The sequence below is a fragment of the Prevotella sp. P5-92 genome, assembly GCF_002251245.1.
Lineage (GTDB): Bacteria > Bacteroidota > Bacteroidia > Bacteroidales > Bacteroidaceae > Prevotella.
Genome location: NZ_NPJG01000023.1, coordinates 23,398 through 44,006 on the forward strand (window position 1 = coordinate 23,398; position 20,609 = coordinate 44,006).

At 49.1% G+C, this 20,609-nt stretch carries 16 protein-coding genes and 1 tRNA gene; 2 read left to right on the forward strand and 15 right to left on the reverse strand.

All coding sequences use genetic code 11. The features are described from left to right. Positions 1 to 82: 82 nt before the first annotated feature. Positions 83 to 961 carry an AraC family transcriptional regulator gene (locus CIK99_RS02725; RefSeq protein WP_094379525.1) on the forward strand — a complete coding sequence of 293 codons (879 nt, stop codon included), beginning with the start codon at positions 83 to 85 and terminating at the stop codon, positions 959 to 961. Here CIK99_RS02725 and CIK99_RS02730 read toward each other — a convergent pair. From CIK99_RS02730 to CIK99_RS02740, 3 genes are all read right to left on the reverse strand, one after another. Next, the gene (locus tag CIK99_RS02730) at positions 942 to 2,231 is read right to left on the reverse strand and encodes a glycoside hydrolase family 28 protein (protein WP_371590826.1); all 1,290 of its coding nucleotides are present in this window, start codon (positions 2,229 to 2,231) and stop codon (positions 942 to 944) included. The genes CIK99_RS02725 and CIK99_RS02730 overlap by 20 nt on opposite strands. Positions 2,232 to 2,306: 75 nt before the next feature. Continuing rightward, the gene (locus tag CIK99_RS02735; RefSeq protein ID WP_094379662.1) at positions 2,307 to 3,416 is read right to left on the reverse strand and encodes a glycoside hydrolase family 88 protein; all 1,110 of its coding nucleotides are present in this window, start codon (positions 3,414 to 3,416) and stop codon (positions 2,307 to 2,309) included. 49 nt (positions 3,417 to 3,465) lie between these two features. Then, positions 3,466 to 6,024 (reverse strand): glycosyl hydrolase, encoded by a 2,559-nt coding sequence (locus CIK99_RS02740; protein WP_094379664.1) that lies wholly within the window; start codon positions 6,022 to 6,024, stop codon positions 3,466 to 3,468. Between the two features lie 239 nt (positions 6,025 to 6,263). Here CIK99_RS02740 and rhaD point away from each other — a divergent pair, with 239 nt between their 5' ends. Further along, the gene (gene rhaD / locus CIK99_RS02745) at positions 6,264 to 7,073 is read left to right on the forward strand and encodes a rhamnulose-1-phosphate aldolase (RefSeq protein WP_094379529.1); all 810 of its coding nucleotides are present in this window, start codon (positions 6,264 to 6,266) and stop codon (positions 7,071 to 7,073) included. A gap of 65 nt (positions 7,074 to 7,138) precedes the next feature. Here the strand turns inward: rhaD and CIK99_RS02750 are convergent, their stop codons facing one another. From CIK99_RS02750 to CIK99_RS02805, 12 genes are all read right to left on the reverse strand, one after another. After that, positions 7,139 to 8,365, reverse strand: coding sequence for an FtsX-like permease family protein (locus tag CIK99_RS02750; protein ID WP_094379531.1), 1,227 nt, complete (start codon positions 8,363 to 8,365; stop codon positions 7,139 to 7,141). Further along, complete coding sequence (gene rbfA / locus CIK99_RS02755) at positions 8,362 to 8,697, reverse strand: 30S ribosome-binding factor RbfA (protein ID WP_094379533.1); 336 nt, start codon at positions 8,695 to 8,697, stop codon at positions 8,362 to 8,364. The genes CIK99_RS02750 and rbfA overlap by 4 nt, the downstream gene beginning before the upstream one ends. A gap of 18 nt (positions 8,698 to 8,715) precedes the next feature. Further along, on the reverse strand, positions 8,716 to 9,030 hold the full coding sequence (locus CIK99_RS02760; protein ID WP_094379535.1) for a DUF3467 domain-containing protein: 315 nt from the start codon (positions 9,028 to 9,030) through the stop codon (positions 8,716 to 8,718). A 144-nt stretch (positions 9,031 to 9,174) separates the two neighbouring features. Beyond that, complete coding sequence (rpoC, locus tag CIK99_RS02765) at positions 9,175 to 13,506, reverse strand: DNA-directed RNA polymerase subunit beta' (RefSeq protein ID WP_094379537.1); 4,332 nt, start codon at positions 13,504 to 13,506, stop codon at positions 9,175 to 9,177. 42 nt (positions 13,507 to 13,548) lie between these two features. After that, a complete protein-coding gene (rpoB, locus tag CIK99_RS02770; protein ID WP_094379539.1) occupies positions 13,549 to 17,361 on the reverse strand; it encodes a DNA-directed RNA polymerase subunit beta in 3,813 nt (1,270 codons plus the stop codon). A gap of 165 nt (positions 17,362 to 17,526) precedes the next feature. Continuing rightward, complete coding sequence (gene rplL / locus CIK99_RS02775; protein ID WP_094379541.1) at positions 17,527 to 17,904, reverse strand: 50S ribosomal protein L7/L12; 378 nt, start codon at positions 17,902 to 17,904, stop codon at positions 17,527 to 17,529. A gap of 51 nt (positions 17,905 to 17,955) precedes the next feature. Continuing rightward, positions 17,956 to 18,474 (reverse strand): 50S ribosomal protein L10, encoded by a 519-nt coding sequence (gene rplJ, locus CIK99_RS02780; RefSeq protein ID WP_094379543.1) that lies wholly within the window; start codon positions 18,472 to 18,474, stop codon positions 17,956 to 17,958. Positions 18,475 to 18,494: 20 nt separating this feature from the next. After that, positions 18,495 to 19,187 (reverse strand): 50S ribosomal protein L1, encoded by a 693-nt coding sequence (gene rplA / locus CIK99_RS02785; protein WP_094379545.1) that lies wholly within the window; start codon positions 19,185 to 19,187, stop codon positions 18,495 to 18,497. 20 nt (positions 19,188 to 19,207) lie between these two features. Further along, complete coding sequence (gene rplK / locus CIK99_RS02790; protein WP_094379547.1) at positions 19,208 to 19,648, reverse strand: 50S ribosomal protein L11; 441 nt, start codon at positions 19,646 to 19,648, stop codon at positions 19,208 to 19,210. Positions 19,649 to 19,739: 91 nt separating this feature from the next. After that, entirely contained in the window at positions 19,740 to 20,285 is a 546-nt protein-coding gene (gene nusG, locus CIK99_RS02795; protein WP_094379549.1) for a transcription termination/antitermination protein NusG, read from the reverse strand. Positions 20,286 to 20,297: 12 nt separating this feature from the next. After that, positions 20,298 to 20,489, reverse strand: a complete 192-nt coding sequence (secE, locus tag CIK99_RS02800) for a preprotein translocase subunit SecE (protein WP_094379551.1) — start codon at positions 20,487 to 20,489, stop codon at positions 20,298 to 20,300. 15 nt (positions 20,490 to 20,504) lie between these two features. Further along, positions 20,505 to 20,577 (reverse strand) — tRNA-Trp (locus CIK99_RS02805). Positions 20,578 to 20,609 lie beyond the last annotated feature (32 nt).

The following is a 20,609-nucleotide window of genomic DNA, read 5'->3' on the forward strand; positions in this document are numbered from 1 at the left end:
AAAAATAAAGGGGCATAACTTGGCGTTCTCAGGAAAAATACATATCTTTGTTCCCATAATTATCTAACAATAATGTTACCTTATGCAGAATAGCAAGTACCTCGTAGCGTCCGAACGTGACTTGGAATGGGGATTGACCGTGAGCACTGTAGGACATGAGATTATAGAACCTGGCGAAGCTTATCCTACCCGTGGGCATGCCTACGGATATTATTTCTATGTAGATAAAGGAAGGACACTTGATGAATATCAGTTACTCTATAATCCGGCAGGAGAAGGCGTGTTTAAATCTGCCTCGGTGCCCGAGACGCTGATAAAACCAGGCGACATGTTCCTCCTCTTCCCTGGCGAATGGCATACGTATTATCCTCTTGACGACAAGGGATGGGAGAGCTACTGGATAGGGTTTAAGGGAAAGAATATCGACGATAGGGTGCGCGCGGGATTCCTATCGAAAGAGAAACCTATTTACCACGTTGGCTTCAGCCATGAGATTCAGCAACTGTACCAAGAGGCATACAGGACTGCACTCGAAGAGGCTCCATACGCGCAGCAGACAATGGCGGGCATAGTGAATCACCTCATAGGACTGATGTATTCGTTGGAGAGGAACAACGAACTCAACCGCACGTCGCATGCGCAAGTGGATATCATCAACAGGGCACAGAAACTCATAAGGGAGTCGCTGGAGAAGAATCTTACCATACAGGATATATCGCAGGGCTTGGGACTGAGCTATTCGAGCTTCAGAAAACTGTTTAAGGAGATTACAGGAATAGCGCCTGCCACATATCAGCATGACCTGCGGCTGCAACGGGCAAAGGAACTGCTCTCGGCTACCAACGAGAGCATAAAAGAAATAGCCTACCGACTCAACTTTGAGTCGCCAGACTATTTCTCTTCTAAGTTCAAGGCTAAGACGGGTATGAAACCATCAGAGTTTAGAGCGATGAACCGTTGATTTTCAGATTCTTTACCTTTGTCTTTTCTATCAGCTTAGCGTCAAAAGCGTTGCGCTTGTCGCTCACGTTGATATCCTCAAAGGTGAAGTCGTAAAGACGGTATTTGTCGCTCGTGCCTACATCGAAGAAATTGTTACACTTCATGTCGATGTCGCGCATCACGATATTGTTGCACTGGCTGAGCGGCATGTCGGTGCGGTCTTCGGGCTTGAAGAACTGTGTCCACGGACGTATGACGAGGAAACTGCCAGTGGTGCCAGTGATATTTTCCACGGTGACATATTCATAATGCTGAGGCGTGTCGGGACGCATCTTCAGCCATAACACGCGGTCGGCGTTGTCAACGTCGATATTACGCAATACTATATTACGGTCATAGACGCTCTCGCTGCCGAGGGTGAGACAGCCATGTACCACTCCATAACGGCAGTTCTGGATGAGGATATTTTTGTTTGGACCATTCTCCGGAGCTTTGTCTGCCCAGGTGCCTTTCCCGCCTTTTATGGCTATGGCATCGTCGTTGACGCTCATATAACAACCATCCACGAGCACATCGTGGCATACGTCGATGTCAATGGCGTCGCTACTCGGCGCCTTCACACCCTTGGTGGGAGCGTAGATATGACAGTCGAGGAAGCGCACGTGGTCGGAACGATAGAGATGGTTGGTCCAGAACGGACTGTTTTGCAAACGTACATCTTGAACGGTGACATTCTTGCAGTTAGATATATATACCAAGCGCGGACGCTGGGCGTCTTTATTAGTACACTGTGGATTCCACTTGCGGCGGATCCAGAACTCTTGCCAATAATGATAGCCGTTGCCGTCGATAGTGCCATGACCAGCGATGGTGAAACCATTGAGATTGTCGGCATTGACAAGGGCAGCGAAGTATTTGCAGGTCTGTCCCTCTATGCGTGTCTCAAGGATGGGGAAGTCGGCGATGCGCTCGCTTCCCTTCAGCTTTCCGCCGTCCTCGACAAGCAGGTGGGTCTTGGGCTTGAAGAACAAGGCTCCGCTGAGATATGTTCCCTCTGGCACCACGATAACACCGCCGCCTGCCTTTGATGCCTTGTCAATCACTGCCTGTATGGCTTGTGTCTGCACGATGGTACTGTCTGACTTCACTCCGTGTTCGGTCAAGATGTAACGCTTTCCTAAGGTGTCGGTATTTACCTTTGTCACATTACTAAACCATGGGTCCATCTTGGTGCCGTCTGGCCAAACGTCTTTTTTCTCGCGGGCACTGACGCTTACCGTTGTCAGCATCAGGGCTAATAGTATGAGTTGTTTTTTCATCTGTCTTTTTTTTGTTTTCTCATTCCTTTCTTATCACTCTTCACTCTATTTCTTTGTTAACTTGTAATATTCGATGGCTCCAAGCATGAAGCAGCCTGTGCCGTAGTCTTCAAAATCGGGAACAGAGGTGAAGGTGACGGGCTGGCCTGCTGAAGGATCTTTGCCTGTACCTTGGTTCCAGCCGAGGAATCCGTTAGGATGAACGCAGGAGGCCATGGCTTTCCAAGCTTTCTCCATCACAGTGGCATAGTCTTTCTGCTTTAGGATGCCGTTGCGTACGCCCCACGCCATACCATAGAGGAAGAGCGAGGTGCCGGTCATCTCGGGACCGCCATAAGTGACGGGCGAAACAAGGCTCACGTTCCAGAAGCCGTCCTCACGTTGGCATTTCACGAGGGCGCGGCTCATTAGGATGAAGTCTTTTTTCAATTCCTTATATGCCTTGTCGCTCTTTGGCAGTGTCTCCATCACTCTCACTAACGCTGCATACACCCATCCGTTGCCTCGGCTCCAGTAGCAGTTGTTGCCGTCGCTCTCCTTATATGGGGGCACATAGTCCTTGTCGCGCCACCAAAGACCTTCTTGCTTGTTGAACAAACCGCCGGCAAGTGTGTCGCGCGACCAGCGATAGGAGTTCATGGCATAGTCGAGGTATTTGCGTTCGCCAGTGAGTTTGGCATATTTGGCATATACGGGCATTGCCATCTGTATGGCATCGATCCATGTCCAGTAGTCGTATCTGTTGGTTGACATCTGGTAGTCGAGATTCTCCTTTACCTTTGAGAGGTCTTTCTGCATGCCGCTCTGAATATGGCGGTCGATGTATGTCTGCTGGCAGCATTGGTTGTCGGCATCGGTGTCGTGAACACTATGGCGAGCCGTCCATTTGTGATAGTCTGCCCAGCGGTCGGTGTAGTCGATGTAGCGTTGTTGTTTGTCAATCTCATACAGGGCCATAAGACCTTCATAATACACGGCACGCGTCCAGAGGTTGCTCGTACGTCGTTTGTTGACGTAGGTGTCGAGTGTCGGGTCACTGTATTTCTCCATGAAATAATCGTTGGTGCGGTGCACCAAGTCAAGGATGTTGTCCTGGGCTTCTATGGTGATGATGCCACAGAAGGCGAGTAGGATGGTGAAAGCTGTTTTCTTCATTTTCATATTTGTCGTTTTTTTTATCAATTGGTTATATCTCGTTTTCTTTTCACATTGTCTCTATCAGTCTTACGCTGCTGCCAAGGCCACTCGGCACGGGAGACCAACTGTCGTAGGTGGTTCTCTTGTAGTTGATGTTGACGATGTTTATCTCGTTCATCTTGCGCCACTTCACTCCTCGGCGGTCGAGGTCGGCAATGCGGTTTGCCGGCAGATTGGTCACCTCTATTCTTATGGTGTTGTTTCCCTTGTGGAAGGCATCCTTACAATTTAGAATATATGGAACTGCCCATGCGCATCCTATATATTTGTCGTTGACATATACACGGGCGCTCTCGCGGACGTCGCCAAGGTCTATCATCCACTTGCTGCGGGCTTCGGCCTTCGTCATTTTCACAGTAGTCTCATAGATGCCAGTGCCCATCGTCACAGCTGCGCTATCGCCCAACGACTCCCATGTCTGCAGGCCATCTAACGTATATGTCTCGTTTACCTTAGGCTGTTCCTCGGTGAAGGAAAGAGTCCACTGGCGACTTGTCAGGTCGATCTCCTTGGCTGATTCTACCTTGGCTGGAGCAGAGGTGGTGGCGAGAGCGTCGAGGCTGTTGGCCGAACAAATAAGGATACGGCTTTCGCCGCTTTTGAGGCTGAGTGAGAGGCCGTCGCCATTAATGTCGGCAACGTAGGTCTCGCCTGTCAACGGGTCGTACCATAGTCCATGGCGGGCGTCGATGGCTAACTTTACTCTTGTGTCAACATCGTTTGGTGTAAGATTGGCTATGAAGTAGTGGTGGCCGTAGCTGTTGCTGCGCCTGATCATCTTTAACCCGAGTTCGCGTTTGATATGTTCGGGACGTGCTGCCTCCTCCATGGCTTTCTCGTCGTTGCCGTCGATGATGATGGCTCCCTGCTTCTTCAGCGTGTCGAGATGTCGTGCCACTGTCTCGGGCAGCCTACAGTCTTTGGGTATTATTATGCCACGATAGCGTGTGCCTGCTGCTGTCTCCAACATCCCTTTGCGGAAGGTGGTGGACATGAGATAGTGGTCGCTGATATAGTCGCAGTCGAAACCTGCACGGTCGATGTCAAGGATGGTCTTTATGAACTCGGGCGCTTTCTTCGCCATAGAGTGGATGTCGAACTGCATGAGCAGGTTCTTGGTATCGTTGCGCCACATGTCGCGCACGGGCAGATAGACAAGGAAGTCGTTGTCGGGCTGTCCCCACTGCAGGTATGTCTGGCAGCGGGTGATATAGTCCATCAGATTTTGCGCGTCGCGCCAGATACTGTTTGTGGGACTCATATCGACAGAGGCGTAGAACTTCCATCCTGGCCATGGGTCGTCTTTTGGCGAATAGCATGTGCCGTGGAAGAAAGCGTGGTTGACTCCTGCACAGAACATCAGGTCGAGATCGGGTTTCATCTGACTGAGTGAGGTACGGAAATGTTCGGTAAGCCAGGTGAAGGTCTCGCTGGAGGTGTAACGCTTGCCCGTGATATGGGCTGCTGAAGGGGCATATTTGAGCATGCTGAGGTCTGAATCGTTGCGACGGGTGTTGCCTGAATCGCTTCGCAATCCGCGGATGCCAAAGTCGGTAAGGCCGAATCCTTCTATCTCTGGTATATCTACAGCGGCATAACAGTCGATGAGGTTTGCAGGCGAACCGTGTGCTTGGTTGCGTGTTATTGCGCCATGACGGTGTGCCCAGGCTGTCCATTGGTTAGTGAAATTGGCAAGGAGCATGTCGCCAAGCGTCTCGCGATAGTCGCTCACTGTCTGCGGGTCGCCATCTACAAGTTCTTTTATCTTGTCTTCAAGAGCATATCCGCGACGGCGGCGGAACTCGTCGAAGAGGGTGGGGGTCCAGTTGGCACCATATACTTCGTAACTGTCGTTGAAGAAGGTATGAGGGAATGGTGTACCCGTCTCTACAAAGGCTTTCTCGATGTGTGCGAGATAGTTTGCGACGGCTGTAGAGTCGAAATGGTCTATCACATATCCCTCTCCACCGGGAGCCGCACGTTTTACCATTTGGCGGGTTCTGCTTTCAAAAAGGGCAATGACACGTTTCTTGTCGGATGTGCCGTCGAGGGGATATTCCCTGACGAGTCTCAGAGTGGCGTATTTCGTCTCTTTTGCCGGCAACGTAAACTTGATGGCGTCAACGTGATGTTTGGCGTCAACGATGGTATCTACAAAGATAGCTTTGCATGCAGCCTCTTCGATAGGAACCCATGGACCTCCAAAGGGCCATCCCGTACCGGTAGCCATTCCAGTCTCAATGTCGTTTCGTTGGTTTTCCTGCTCAACAAGATTCAGCATGTCCATCCATTGGGGGGATAGATATTGGATATTGTTTTTGTCGTTGCCTTGTACCCCGTATATTGGAGTGATTTCGACGGCACCAATGCCTTTCTCCTTGTATTGGCTGAGATTCCATTTCAGATTTTCCTTGTCAACGGCAGATCCTAACCACCACCAGCGTATGCCGGGCCTGGCTTCACGGGTGGGTTGTGGAAGCGTCTGCGCGACGAGTGTCTCACTTGGCGTTGCCAACAACGAGAATAATATCACGGACTGTGATAAAAACAGATGTTTTATTCGCATGATCATAAAATGTCTTTAGTATTTTTTTGGAAGTAGATTCGTTATCGGATGCAAAATTAATAAATCCATCTGATTCTGCATAACTTTATGATATGAAAAATATCCAATTATATAAAACGTAAGTTAAGGTTAGCAAGAGTTGCCAAAACTCAAAGGTACTATATCAAAATCAAATGCTTTGATTCTTAAAACAAGACTATTTTTGCACCCGAAAACGAAAAACAAACAACATTTGATATATGAAAAGTATTCTTGAAGGTCGTCCCAACCTGAAAAGGGAAATAGAAAAGATTGCTGAAGTAGCTGGATATCTTTGGCAAAATGGATGGGCTGAGCGTAATGGCGGAAACATTACAGTGAATATTACTGAATATGTGGATGACGAGATAAAGTCATTACCCGCTATCAGTGAAGTGATTCAGATAGGCACTCAGTTGCCTGCGTTGAAAGGTTGCTATTTCTATTGTAAAGGTACAGGAAAGCGCATGCGTGACCTCGCAAGATGGCCTATGGACAATGGAAGTATCATCAGGATATTGGACGATTGCGCCTCATACGTTATTGTCGCTGACAATGCCGTGATGCCTACTTCTGAGTTGCCAAGTCACCTAAGCGTACATGCACGTCAGATAGAAAAGGGTTCTGCTTACAAGGCCACCGTTCATACTCATCCTATTGAACTCATCTCGATGAGCCACAACAAGGCGTTCATGGGCAAGGATGTGTTGAGCACTCTGCTCTGGAGTATGATTCCTGAGACAAAGGCTTTCTGTCCGTTAGGTCTCGGCATCGTGCCATATACTCTTCCCGGTAGTCTCGAACTTGCCAACAGGACTCTTAAGGAATTGGAAGAGTATGACGTGGTGATGTGGGAAAAACACGGAGTTTTTGCAAAGGGCATAGACGTGATGGATGCCTTCGACCAAATCGATGTACTGTCGAAGAGTGCAAAGATTTATATCAACGCTAAATGTATGGGCTTCGAGCCAGATGGCATGAGCCAAGAGGAGATGGCAGAGATGACTCGAGCCTTCAATCTTCCAAGATAGGGTTAATGTAATAATATAGAGCGAGGAGAGAGGTGACACGCACCTCTCTCCTCGCTCTGTATTATTTATAAAAGTCTCCTTGCGAAGTATCTTACAGGATACCATACTGCTGCATAGCCCACTGCGAGCACCGTGAAGAAGATGACGACAATGTCTTCGGGATGCACGCTGACGGGATAGCTGTCGATGATAAACGAACCACTGGAACGTCCTAATCCAACAATCCCCCATGTCTGCTGAATCCAGCACAACAGCAAGCCTATGGCGATACCCACAACGGCTCCTGTGGTGGAGATCATTCGTCCCTCAAAGAGGAAGATGTGTACTATCTGCTTGTCGCTGGCACCCAAGTTCCTTAGCGTAACTACATCATTACGCTTGTCGATGATCAGCATCGAGATGCTGCCTATGATGTTGAAACAAGCTACGATGAGGATGAACGTAAGGAAGATATAAGCGATGAGTTTCTCTATCTTCATTATCTTGAAGGTGTCTTCCTGCTGCTCGTATCGGTCTTTGACCAGAAATTTGCCTTTGCCTATCTCCTGCATCTCTGACTTCACCTTGTCGAAATCGCTACCAGGTTTCAGACGTAACTCCACTGCCGACACCATGCCTTGCTGGGCAAACAGGTTGCGGGCAAACGAAATACTTGTAAGTATATAGTTCTTGTCGTATTTGCCTTGTTTCACATAGAAGAGCACACCTGGCGAATACAGGTTGTCGGCCACGAAACCTTCTTCCGGATTTGCCATGTTGAGCTGGCCCTCGCGTTTAGGAGCGTATATCCTAAGCTCGTTCTGGAAGGTATAACCCATGCCGAGGCGCTCGGCCAGCCGTATGCCCAATATGCCGTAATTCATGTCGGCGGCATGAAGTGCATATTCTCCGTCGCCGACAAGAATCTCACGAATATGGGTAAGACTGTCGAAATTGTCTTCCACACCCTTTATCCTTACCATTGCCTGGCGGTCGTTATACACGGCGAGTGCCATGTCTTCTACCGTCTCTGTTGCCACTTCCACTTCCGGGAGTGAGCAGATCTTCTGTAGCGTGGGGTCGTCAGCAGCCACGGTCTTCCCCTTTATTGGAGATACCTCCAGCTGAGGGTCGAAGCTGGTGAAAAACGATGCTACAAGATCGTGGAAACCATTGAACACGCTCAGTGTCACTACCAAGGCCATGGTAGCCACGGCTACGCCTATGGCGCTGATGGCACTGATGATGTTTATGGCGTGTGTGCTCTTTTTTGAGAAGAGATACCTGCGGGCGATGAAAAACGGAAAGTTCATTTCTTCAGAAGCTCATCTATTCGGTCAATATAGTCGAGAGAGTCGTCGATAAAGAATCGTAATTCAGGAATGATACGCAACTGATGACGCACTCTCGTTCCTAATTCGTACCTGATAGTCTTGTCGTTGGCATTGATGTTTTTTATTATCTCCTCTCCGCGTTCGCTGGGGAAGACGCTTAGGTAGGCTGTGCATACGCTTAGGTCGGGGGATATCTTTGTCCTTGTGACCGACACCATAACGCCTCGCATTGCCCTTGTCTGCTGCTGGAAGATGACACTCAGTTCCTTCTGAAGCAGACGGGCTATCTTATTTTGTCTTGTCTCTTGCATAATATTTATTTTTATGTGTTATGCCTCGCCTTTTGTATTGAAAGGGGCAACGGTACGTGGCTCGCTGTTTGGCAACTGTATCTTGCCGTACTCGCGCTCATAGCGAACAATGTTCTCCTGCAGTGCCATAAGCAGGCGCTTTGCGTGTTCAGGAGCCAATATTATGCGGCTACGAATCTGTGGCTTCGGCACTCCTGGCAGTATGCTCGCAAAGTCAACTACAAAGTCGCTGCTTGAGTGGGTGATAATTGCGAAATTGGCGTATTTCCCCTCTGCTATTTCTGAGGGCAGTTCAATCTGGGCGTTTGCTCCCTGTTCCTTATTCTCGTTCATAGTATGTTATGTCTTTAGAATTATTATTTAACGAGTTGACGGGCAACCAAGCTGTTTTGTCCGTATAGACTACAACTTGCCAACCCGTCAACCTTTTCTATTTACTCGTCAACTTGTCAACTTGTCAACTCGTCAACTTCATAATCAATCTCTTTCTGTCTCAACAACATCTTCGTCGGCAAAGTCGAGCACGTTCTTGCGATTAGCCTGCATGCGCTCGTATTCTTCTTTCGAACCGACTACCAGTTTGTCGAACTCGCGGAGACCAGTACCAGCAGGGATGAGATGGCCGCAAATCACGTTCTCCTTCATACCCTCCAGACGGTCAACCTTACCACGTATGGCTGCCTCGTTAAGCACCTTTGTAGTCTCCTGGAATGAAGCTGCAGACATGAAGCTCTTTGTCTGAAGGGCTGCACGGGTGATACCTTGGAGTATCTGGGTTGATGTGGCAGCCACAGCATCGCGCACTTGTACCAACTTGAGGTCGCGGCGACGAAGCAGTGAGTTCTCGTCACGCAGTTTGCGAGCAGTGACGATCTGACCAGCCTTGAGGTTCTCGCTGTCTCCTGCGTCGGTGACAACCTTCTTACCCCATATACGGTCGTTCTCTTCTGCAAAGTCAAGCTTGTCAACTACTTCCTGCTCGAGGAACGAGGTGTCTCCTGGGTCGTTGATCTGTACCTTGCGCATCATCTGACGTACGATAATCTCAAAGTGCTTGTCGTTGATCTTCACACCCTGCAGACGGTAAACGTCCTGAACCTCGTTGACGATGTACTCTTGAACTGCCGTAGGACCCTTGATGGCAAGGATGTCGGCTGGTGTGATAACACCATCTGAAAGTGGAGTACCAGCACGTACGGCGTCATGCTCCTGTACCAGGATTTGCTTAGACAGAGAAACCAAGTATTTGCGCTGTTCGCCTGTCTTTGATGTTACTACGATCTCGCGATTACCACGCTTTACTTTGCCCATGGTCACCTCTCCGTCGATTTCTGACACTACGGCGGGGTTAGACGGGTTGCGTGCTTCGAAGAGCTCGGTGACACGTGGAAGACCTCCGGTGATGTCACCACCCTTGACAGCAGCGCGTGGAATCTTGACAAGTGTCTCACCAGTCTTGACGCTCTGGCCGTCTTCAACTACGATGTGACCTCCTACAGGGAAGTTGTATGTGCCGACCTTCTCGCCGTTCTTGTCTATGATGTCGCAGGTAGGCACCTTTGACTTGTCTTTCGACTCGGTGATGATCTTTTCTGTAAGACCTGTGGTTTCGTCAGTCTCGGCACGGTAGGTTACACCTTCAACCACGTCGTTGAACTTCAGCACACCAGCGTACTCTGTTACGATAACGGCGTTGAATGGGTCCCACTGGGCAATCTTCTCGCCCTTTGGCACGATGTCTCCATGCTTGTGATAGAGTGAAGAACCGTATGGTATGTTCATTGTAGAGAGAACGATCTTCGTATTTGGATCTACGAAACGGATTTCGCCCAGTCGGCTTACTACCATCTCGCATGGGTTGCCGTCTTCCTCGAAAGGTACAGTACGGAGCTCCTCGAACTCAATGAGACTGTCGTTCTTAGCCACGATAGACGCGTTGGCAGCAGCATTCGCTGCCACACCACCGGCGTGGAACGTACGGAGAGTAAGCTGTGTACCTGGTTCACCGATGGCTTGTGCCGCGATGACACCTACAGCCTCGCCTTTCTGTACCATCTTGCGTGTAGCAAGGTTGCGGCCGTAGCACTTCATGCAGACACCGTGCTTGCTCTCGCAGGTGAGCACTGAACGAATCTCAACGCTCTCGATAGGTGAGTTCTCTATTTCTTGTGCCTCTTTTTCTGTTATCTCCTCGCCGGCAGCCACAATCAGCTCGCCTGTAGTAGGATGTATGATGTCGTGTACTGACACTCGTCCAAGAATACGCTCTGACAGAGTTGAGATTACCTCGTCGCCATTCTTCAATGCCGTGCATACCAGACCGCGAAGTGTACCGCAGTCTTCCTCGTTGATGATCACGTCGTGCGAAACGTCAACGAGACGACGTGTTAGATATCCGGCGTCGGCTGTCTTCATGGCGGTGTCGGCAAGACCCTTACGAGCACCGTGGGTAGAGATGAAGTACTCGAGCACTGACATACCTTCCTTGAAGTTAGAAAGAATGGGGTTCTCTATAATCTGTGCTCCCTCGGCACCCGCCTTTTGTGGCTTGGCCATAAGACCACGCATACCTGACAACTGACGGATCTGGTCCTTAGAACCACGCGCTCCAGAGTCGAGCATCATGAATACGGCGTTGAATCCTTGGTCGGCTTCTGTCATCTCCTTCATAAGAACATTGCCAAGGTCGTTGTTGACGTGTGTCCATGTGTCGATAACCTGATTGTAACGTTCGGTGTCGGTGATGAAACCCATATTATATGTCTCGGTGATCTGGCGTACCTCTTCATTACCACGCTCCACAAGTGCTTTCTTTGCCTCTGGGATGATGATGTCGTCGAGGTTGAACGAAAGACCTGCAAGGTATGCCATGCGATAACCCAAGTTCTTGATACCGTCGAGGAACTCGCAGGCTTCTGCAAAGCCGACAGTCTTGATAACATCGGCGATGATATCGCGGAGACTCTTCTTTGAGATGACCTTGTTGACAAAGCCTACCTCTTCTGGGATGATACCATTGACGATGACACGTCCAACGGATGTCTCTACCATCTTGTCAACGAGATTACCGTTCTCGTCGAGGTCCTTTACAACCACCTTAACCAATGCGTGGAGGTCGCAACGGCGCTCGTTGTGGGCGATGATGGCCTCTTCGGGACCGTAGAAGGTCAGACCTTCTCCGAGAGCTCCCGGACGTATCTTGGTGATATAGTAAAGACCAAGCACCATATCCTGTGAAGGCACTGTGATAGGCGCACCGTTGGCAGGGTTGAGGATATTGTGGCTCTGAAGCATCAGGATCTGTGCTTCGAGGATAGCTTCGTTGCTCAGTGGCAAGTGAACAGCCATCTGGTCACCGTCGAAGTCGGCGTTGAATGCCGTACATGCCAGTGGATGCAGCTGGATAGCCTTGCCTTCGATGAGCTTTGGCTGGAATGCCTGGATACCGAGGCGGTGAAGTGTAGGAGCACGGTTGAGAAGTACGGGGTGACCCTTCATGACGTTCTCGAGAATATCCCAGATGACTGGCTCGCGACGGTCAACGATTTTCTTTGCGCTCTTTACTGTCTTCACGATGCCGCGCTCTATGAGCTTACGTATGATGAATGGCTTGTAAAGCTCTGCTGCCATCAGTTTAGGCAGACCGCACTCGCCCATCTTCAATTCTGGACCTACGACGATAACCGAACGTGCAGAATAGTCAACACGCTTACCGAGGAGGTTCTGACGGAAACGTCCCGACTTACCTTTCAGTGAGTCAGACAAAGACTTCAGTGGACGGTTGCTTTCGCTCTTTACGGCGCTGCTCTTGCGAGAGTTGTCGAAGAGGCTGTCAACAGCTTCCTGCAACATACGCTTCTCGTTGCGGAGAATAACCTCCGGAGCCTTGATCTCAACAAGACGCTTCAGACGATTGTTGCGGATGATGACGCGACGATAGAGATCGTTGAGGTCAGATGTGGCGAAACGGCCTCCATCCAGTGGCACGAGAGGACGCAGCTCGGGAGGAGTGACAGGGATAATCTTCATTATCATCCACTCCGGACGGTTCACGTCGCGGCTGCTACGGAAAGCCTCAACCACCTGAAGGCGCTTCAGAGCCTCGTTCTTACGCTGTTGCGAAGAGTCGCTGTTGGCACGGTCGCGCAATTCGTATGAGAGCGAGTCGAGGTCGAGACGCGTCAGAAGGTCGTAGATGGCCTCTGCTCCCATCTTGGCGATGAACTTGTTTGGATCGCTGTCGTCAAGATAGTCGTTGTCTGGAGATATCTTGTTGTCAACGATATCGTTGTATTCGTCCTCCGACAGCAGGTCATACATGTTTGCACCGAGTGCGTCGTTGCCTTCACTGTCTTTCTTTCCTGCCATAGCGCCTGGCTGGATTACGACGTAGCGCTCATAATATATGATAGCATCGAGTTTCTTTGTGGGAAGTCCGAGAAGGTATCCGATCTTGTTTGGCAAAGAACGGAAATACCAAATATGAGCGACGGGAACGACGAGGTCGATATGACCCGTACGCTCTCTTCTCACCTTCTTCTCTGTCACCTCAACACCGCAACGGTCGCACACGATGCCCTTATAGCGTATGCGCTTGTACTTACCGCAGGCACACTCATAGTCTTTCTGAGGACCGAAGATGCGCTCGCAGAAAAGTCCGTCACGCTCGGGCTTGTATGTACGATAGTTGATGGTCTCTGGTTTAGTCACCTCGCCGAAAGAGCTCTCGAGGATCTCTTCTGGCGACGCAAGACCAATGGTAATTTTGGTGAAATTACTCTTTATCTTTGAATCTTTCTTAAAAGCCATATTTACTTCTTTGTATGTTGTTATGTAAAGAGTTTACTGTTATTAGTCGAGGGTGACGCTCAGACCGAGACCCTTGAGCTCATGGAGGAGCACGTTGAGTGACTCTGGTATTCCAGGAGTTGGCATTGGGTCGCCCTTGACGATGGCCTCGTATGCCTTGCTACGGCCCACGACGTCGTCAGACTTGATGGTGAGCACTTCCTGAAGCACATGGCTTGCGCCGAAGGCCTCGAGAGCCCAGACCTCCATCTCACCGAAACGCTGTCCACCAAACTGTGCCTTACCTCCAAGTGGCTGCTGTGTGATGAGTGAGTACGGACCGATAGAACGGGCGTGCATCTTGTCTTCCACCATGTGACCGAGTTTGAGGAAGTATGTTATACCTACTGTAGCAGGCTGGTCGAAGCGCTCACCTGTCTCTCCGTCGTAGAGGTATGTAGAGCAGAGGTGTGGCAGTCCTGCCTTATCAGTCCACTCGGCGAGGTCTTCCAGTTTTGCTCCGTCGAAGATAGGTGTGGCAAACTTCACGCCAAGCTTCTGTCCTGCTGCACCGAGGATGGCCTCGAAGATCTGTCCAAGGTTCATACGTGATGGCACACCGAGAGGGTTAAGCACGAGGTCAACAGGACGTCCATCCTCGAGGAATGGCATGTCTTCCTGACGTACCACCTTTGATACGATACCTTTGTTACCGTGACGACCGGCAAGTTTGTCACCGACACCGATCTTACGTTTCTTGGCAACATATACCTTTGCCATCTGGAGGATGCCAGAGGGCAGTTCGTCGCCGATGGTGATGGCAAACTTCTTGCGTTTCATCTCGGCATCGAGCAGCTTGTACTTCTTCAGATAGTTGATCACGAGTTGGGCTATAAGCTTGTTCTTGTGGTCGTCTGAGGTCCAGTTAATCAATTGGATATCACCATATTCAAGGTTGCGCAGGTTTGTTTGAGTAAACTTGCTTCCCTTGGTGATGATTTCTGCACCTGTGTAGTCTTTTACGCCATTAGATACCTCATCTTCTGTCAGCTCAAGGAGTTTGTCGATAAGGATATCCTTCAAGTCCTCGTTCTTTGCTGCATACTCGTCGTCGATCTTGGCCAGGAGCACCTTGTCCTGCTGCTTAGTCTGACGGGTCTTGATGGCACGGGCGAAGAGCTTCTTGTCGATGATGACACCGGTAAGAGACGGGTTGGCCTTCAGTGAAGAGTCTTTGACATCTCCAGCCTTGTCGCCAAAGATGGCGCGGAGGAGCTTCTCTTCTGGAGATGGGTCGCTCTCTCCCTTAGGAGAAATCTTTCCAATGAGGATGTCGCCTGGTTCTACTCTTGCACCTACGCGGATGATACCGTTCTCGTCGAGGTCTTTTGTTGCTTCCTCGCTGACGTTTGGTATGTCGGCAGTGAACTCTTCCACTCCACGTTTTGTCTCGCGCACATCGAGTGAATACTCATCAACGTGAACAGATGTAAGCACGTCGTCGCGTACGATACGTTCGTTGAGGACGATGGCGTCCTCATAGTTGTAACCCTTCCAAGGCATGTAAGCAACGAGGAGGTTGCGTCCCAGTGCGAGTTCTCCGTTTTCGGTAGCATATCCTTCGGTGAGGATATCTCCGGTCTTCACGCGCTGTCCTTTTGAACAGATTGGACGGAGGTCGATGGTCATATTCTGGTTAGTACGACGGAACTTCGGTATTCTGTATTCCTTGAGTGCTGGCTCAAAGCTTACAAACTCCTCGTCCTCCGTACGGTCGTAGAGAATGCGTATAGTGGTGGCGTCAACATATTCGATGACACCATCGCCTTCAGCTGTAATCATCGTGCGTGAGTTCTCGCATATCTGCTTCTCGATGCCGGTACCTACTATAGGAGCCTCGTTGTGGAGCAGAGGTACGGCCTGGCGCATCATGTTTGATCCCATCAGCGCACGGTGTGCGTCGTCATGCTCGAGGAATGGAATCAGCGATGCTGCTGGTGATGCTATCTGCTGTGGCGACACGTCGATGAGGTCAACCTGTGCCGGTGGCACAACGGGGAAGTCAGCATCCTGACGGCATTTCACCACGTCGCGGATGAATGTGCCGTCGTCGTTCAATGGGGCGTTACCCTGACCGATAACGTGATCCTCTTCTTCCTCAGCGGTGAGATATACTATGTGGTCGTTGTTGAGGTCGGCAATGCCACCCTCAACCTTACGATATGGTGTCTGGATAAATCCGAGGTTATTAATCTTCGCATATACACAGAGAGACGAGATAAGTCCGATGTTTGGACCTTCAGGGCTCTCGATAGGACAGAGACGTCCGTAGTGTGTGTAGTGTACGTCACGCACCTCGAAACCTGCTCTTTCGCGCGACAGACCGCCAGGTCCGAGTGCTGAAAGACGGCGCTTGTGTGTAACCTCTGCCAACGGGTTGGTCTGGTCCATGAACTGTGACAGAGGATTGGTGCCGAAGAACGAGTTGATGACACTCGAAATGGTCTTGGCGTTGATAAGGTCGGTCGGTGTGAAGACCTCATTGTCTCTGACGTTCATACGCTCACGTATGGTACGGTTCATGCGGGCAAGACCAATGGCGAATTGGTTGCCGAGTTGTTCGCCGACGGTACGTACACGACGGTTTGACAAGTGGTCGATATCATCCACGGTAGCTTTTGAATTGATAAGCTGAATAAGATATTTGATAATCTCGATGATATCCTCTTTTGTCAATACGCGTACATTCATGTCGGTATTGAGCGAGAGTTTCTTGTTGATACGATAGCGACCTACCTCGCCGAGGTCATATCGCTTGTCTGAGAAGAACAGGTTCTGGATCACCTCACGCGCGCTGGCGTCATCGGCAGGGTCTGCATTACGCAACTGGCGATAGATATAGAGCACGGCTTCCTTTTCTGAGTTTGAAGGGTCCTTCTGCAGTGTATTGAAGATGATAGAGTAGTCCTGGGCGGTATTCTCGTCCTTGTGAACAAGAATCGTAGTGGCATTGCTCTCGAGGATCTCCATCATGTTCTCTTCCGTAATCTCTGTCTCACGTTCCATGATTACCTCGTTACGCTCGATAGATACTACTTCACCGGTATCCTCGTCAACGAAGTCCTCGTTCCAGCTCTTCAGCACGCGTGCGGCGAGACGCTTGCCAAGCACCTTCTTCAGATTGCTCTTGTTCACCTTTACCTCTTCGGCAAGTTCGAAAATCTGAAGGATGTCCTTGTCAGCTTCGAAACCTATAGCACGTAGCAGCGTTGTAACAGGCAACTTCTTCTTTCGGTCGATGTAAGCGTACATCACATTATTGATGTCAGTGGCAAACTCTATCCACGATCCTTTGAAAGGAATGATACGTGCAGAGTAGAGCAGAGTGCCGTTGGCATGTACGCTCTGTCCGAAGAACACGCCGGGTGAGCGGTGAAGCTGCGACACTACGACGCGTTCGGCACCGTTGATGACAAACGTGCCGTTAGATGTCATATATGGAATAGGGCCAAGGAAAACGTCCTGAATCACGGTTCCGAAATCTTCATGATCAGGGTCTGTACAATAAAGCTTCAGCTTGGCTTTCAAGGGTACGCTATATGTAAGTCCGCGCTCGAGACATTCGTCTATGCTGTAACGTGGAGGGTCGATATAGTAATCCAAGAACTCAAGAACGAAATTGTTTCTTGTGTCGGTGATAGGGAAGTTTTCTGCAAACACCTTATACAAACCGTCATTCTTGCGTTCCTCAGGTGGTGTGTCCAACTGCAGGAAGTCTTTGAAAGACTTTAATTGCACATCAAGGAAATCCGGAATAGGCATCGGATTCTTGACGCTGCCAAAATTAATTCTGTTGTCTATTAGTTTTGAAGCCATAAAATAAATATATGTCTTGGATGGACTGAACAGTCCGTGAAAAGTCGAATATAGACCGGTGCGGTCTCACGAGAAGAAGAGATGTCAGTGTCATAAAAGACACAAAAAGGTTAAGAATCTTCTACTTAAAGATTCTTAACCAATATGTATCGATAAAGTGCTAAATTACTTCAGCTCTACAACAGCACCAGCTGCCTCGATGGTCTTCTTGAGGTTCTCAGCCTCGTCCTTAGAAAGACCTTCCTTCAGTGTTGAAGGAGCGCCATCTACGAGGTCCTTAGCTTCCTTCAGACCAAGACCGCAAGCTTCCTTAACAGCCTTTACAACCTGCAACTTAGCAGCACCAGCCTCCTTAAGAACAACGTCGAAAGAGGTCTTCTCCTCAGCTGCGGCCTCAGCGCCACCAGCAGCAGGAGCAGCTACTGCAACAGCTGCAGCGGCGGGCTCAATTCCATACTCGTCCTTGAGGACTGTTGCCAACTCGTTAACTTCCTTTACAGTAAGATTTACCAATGTTTCAGCGATAGCTTTGATATCTGCCATTTTATTTAAATATTTAATTGTTTTTAATTTAATTAATTGTGACTTTAAGTTTTATTCAGGACGCTCGCCTAAAGTCTTCAGCACACCATGGATGGTGTTTGCACCTGATTGGAGAGCAGAAACAACGTTCTTTGCAGGAGACTGCAGCAGTGCCACAACATCTGCGAGGAGTTCGTTCTTGCTCTTGAGAGCTGCAAGCTCCTCAAGTCTGTCGGCACCGACGAAGATGCTCTCTTCTGCATAAGCAGCCTTGAGTGCAGGGATGCCTTCCTTCTTGTATTCCTTGAGCAGTTTTGCAGGTACGTTAGCCGTAGTAGTGAACATTACGGCGGTATTACCCTTCAAGCAGTCATAGAGTGGAGAGAAATCTACTCCAGAAGCCTCGAGTGCCTTCTGGAGCAAAGTGTTCTTAACAACTTCGAGCTTTATCTCACTCTTGAAGCACTTACGGCGCAGATCGCTTGTCTTCTCAGCGTTCAATCCAGTCAAGTCAACCAGATAGAAGTGAGGATATTCCTTGAGCTTCTGTCCGAGTTCTACGATTATAGTATCCTTTAATTCCTTTTTCATTTTACTAAACTTTTAACGAGTTATTCAACTGATTTAGGATCTACCTTGATACCCTTACTCATAGTGCTTGAAATAAAGATACTCTTGAGATATGTACCTTTAGCAGCAGCAGGCTTCAGCTTGATGATAGTCTGGATGAACTCCTTAGCGTTCTCGTAGATCTTCTCTGGTGAGAATGAAACCTTACCGATAGAAGCGTGTACGATACCAGCCTTGTCAACCTTGAAGTCGATCTTACCCTGCTTAACCTCGCGTACGGCCTTAGCGACATCCATTGTCACAGTACCGCTCTTTGGGTTAGGCATAAGTCCGCGAGGACCGAGGATACGACCGAGAGCACCAATCTTACCCATGCACGAAGGCATTGTGATGATGACGTCAACGTCTGTCCATCCACCCTTGATCTTCTCTACATATTCGTCGAGACCAACATAGTCAGCGCCAGCTTCCTTAGCAGCAGCTTCAGCGTCAGCAGTACAGAGGCAGAGTACGCGTGTAACCTTACCAGTTCCGTTAGGCAGTGAAACGACACCGCGAACCATCTGGTTAGCCTTGCGTGGATCTACACCCAAGCGTACGTCGATATCCAAGGATGCGTCGAACTTGGTTGTTGTAATTTCTTTAACCAGTTCTGCAGCTTCCTTTAGAGAGTATGCTTTCCCTGCTTCAACCTTGTCAGCCACCAACTTTTGATTTTTTGTCAGTTTACTCATTTTTAAATTGAAGTTTTAAATTATTTACCAGGGAACTCCCCTTGTACAGTGATACCCATACTTCTTGCCGTACCTGCGATCAGCTTCATAGCTGACTCTACAGTAAAGCAGTTCAAGTCACTCATCTTGTCCTCAGCGATTGCCTTAACCTGATCCCAAGTCACACTTGCAACCTTCTTGCGGTTAGGCTGAGCAGAGCCGCTCTTCACCTTGGCTGCTTCCTTAAGCTGTACAGCTGCAGGAGGAGTCTTGATGACAAAGCTAAAAGACTTGTCTGCATAGTAGGTGATAACGACAGGAAGAATCTTACCTGCCTTATCCTGTGTTCTGGCGTTAAATTCCTTGCAGAATCCCATGATGTTTATACCCTTCGAACCAAGTGCAGGTCCTACTGGTGGTGAGGGATTTGCAGCGCCACCCTTAATCTGTAATTTGATTAATCCAGCAACTTCTTTAGCCATTTGTATTTTTTATTTTTTTAATTGTTAAGCGTCTGGCCTGAGCCATCCGCCGTGTATAAAGGACATCGGCCGTACCGTAACAAATCACGGCTTATTCCTTTTCAACTTGCGAAAAACTTAATTCGAGAGGAGATTTCCTTCCGAATATCTTGACCATAACCCTCAGCTTGCGCTTCTCGGCGTTCACCTCTTCGATGATACCGCTGAAGCCGCTGAACGGACCGTCGGTGACTTTGACTGCATCGTCCACATTGTATGGGACAGCAACTTCCGACACTTCGATAGTTGACTCCTCGGCAGAACCGAGAATCCTATTGATATCAGCTTGTTTAACAGGAGAAGGATTATCCAAACCACCTAAGAAACCCAAGACATTGGGCATAAAACGAAGAGTGTGCGCCACCTCGCCCTGAAGTCTCGCCTGGATAAGCACATATCCTGGCAAGTAGAGTTTCTCTTTGATCACTCTCTTTCCATTGCGAAGCACTGCATACTTCTCTGTCGGGAGCAGTATCTCTCCTACATTGTCTTTCAGCACATCGTTGTTCACGATAGCTTTTTCCAAGTATTCTTTGACCTTTGCTTCCTTACCACTAACGGCACGTAGGACGTACCATTTCATACCTGTCTCAGACATCTCCAAATAAAATTAGTTGGGATAAATAGAACTCATAACAAACTTAAATACCAAGTCCATAGCCCACACTACCAATGCAATGACTAGGGAAGCAGATAAAACAACCACTGCACTATGTGTAAGCTCGCGGCCTGTTGGCCAAGTCGTATTTTGTGCAAGTTCAACGTAACACGCCTTGCAATAATTGACGAATTTCTTAATCATATCGCTATCTTTTAGCACGGGAAGGAGGACTCGAACCCACGACCCTCGGTTTTGGAGACCGATGCTCTACCAACTGAGCTATTCCCGTATTTAGGTTCCCAAGCGTTGTCTTGGGAACCT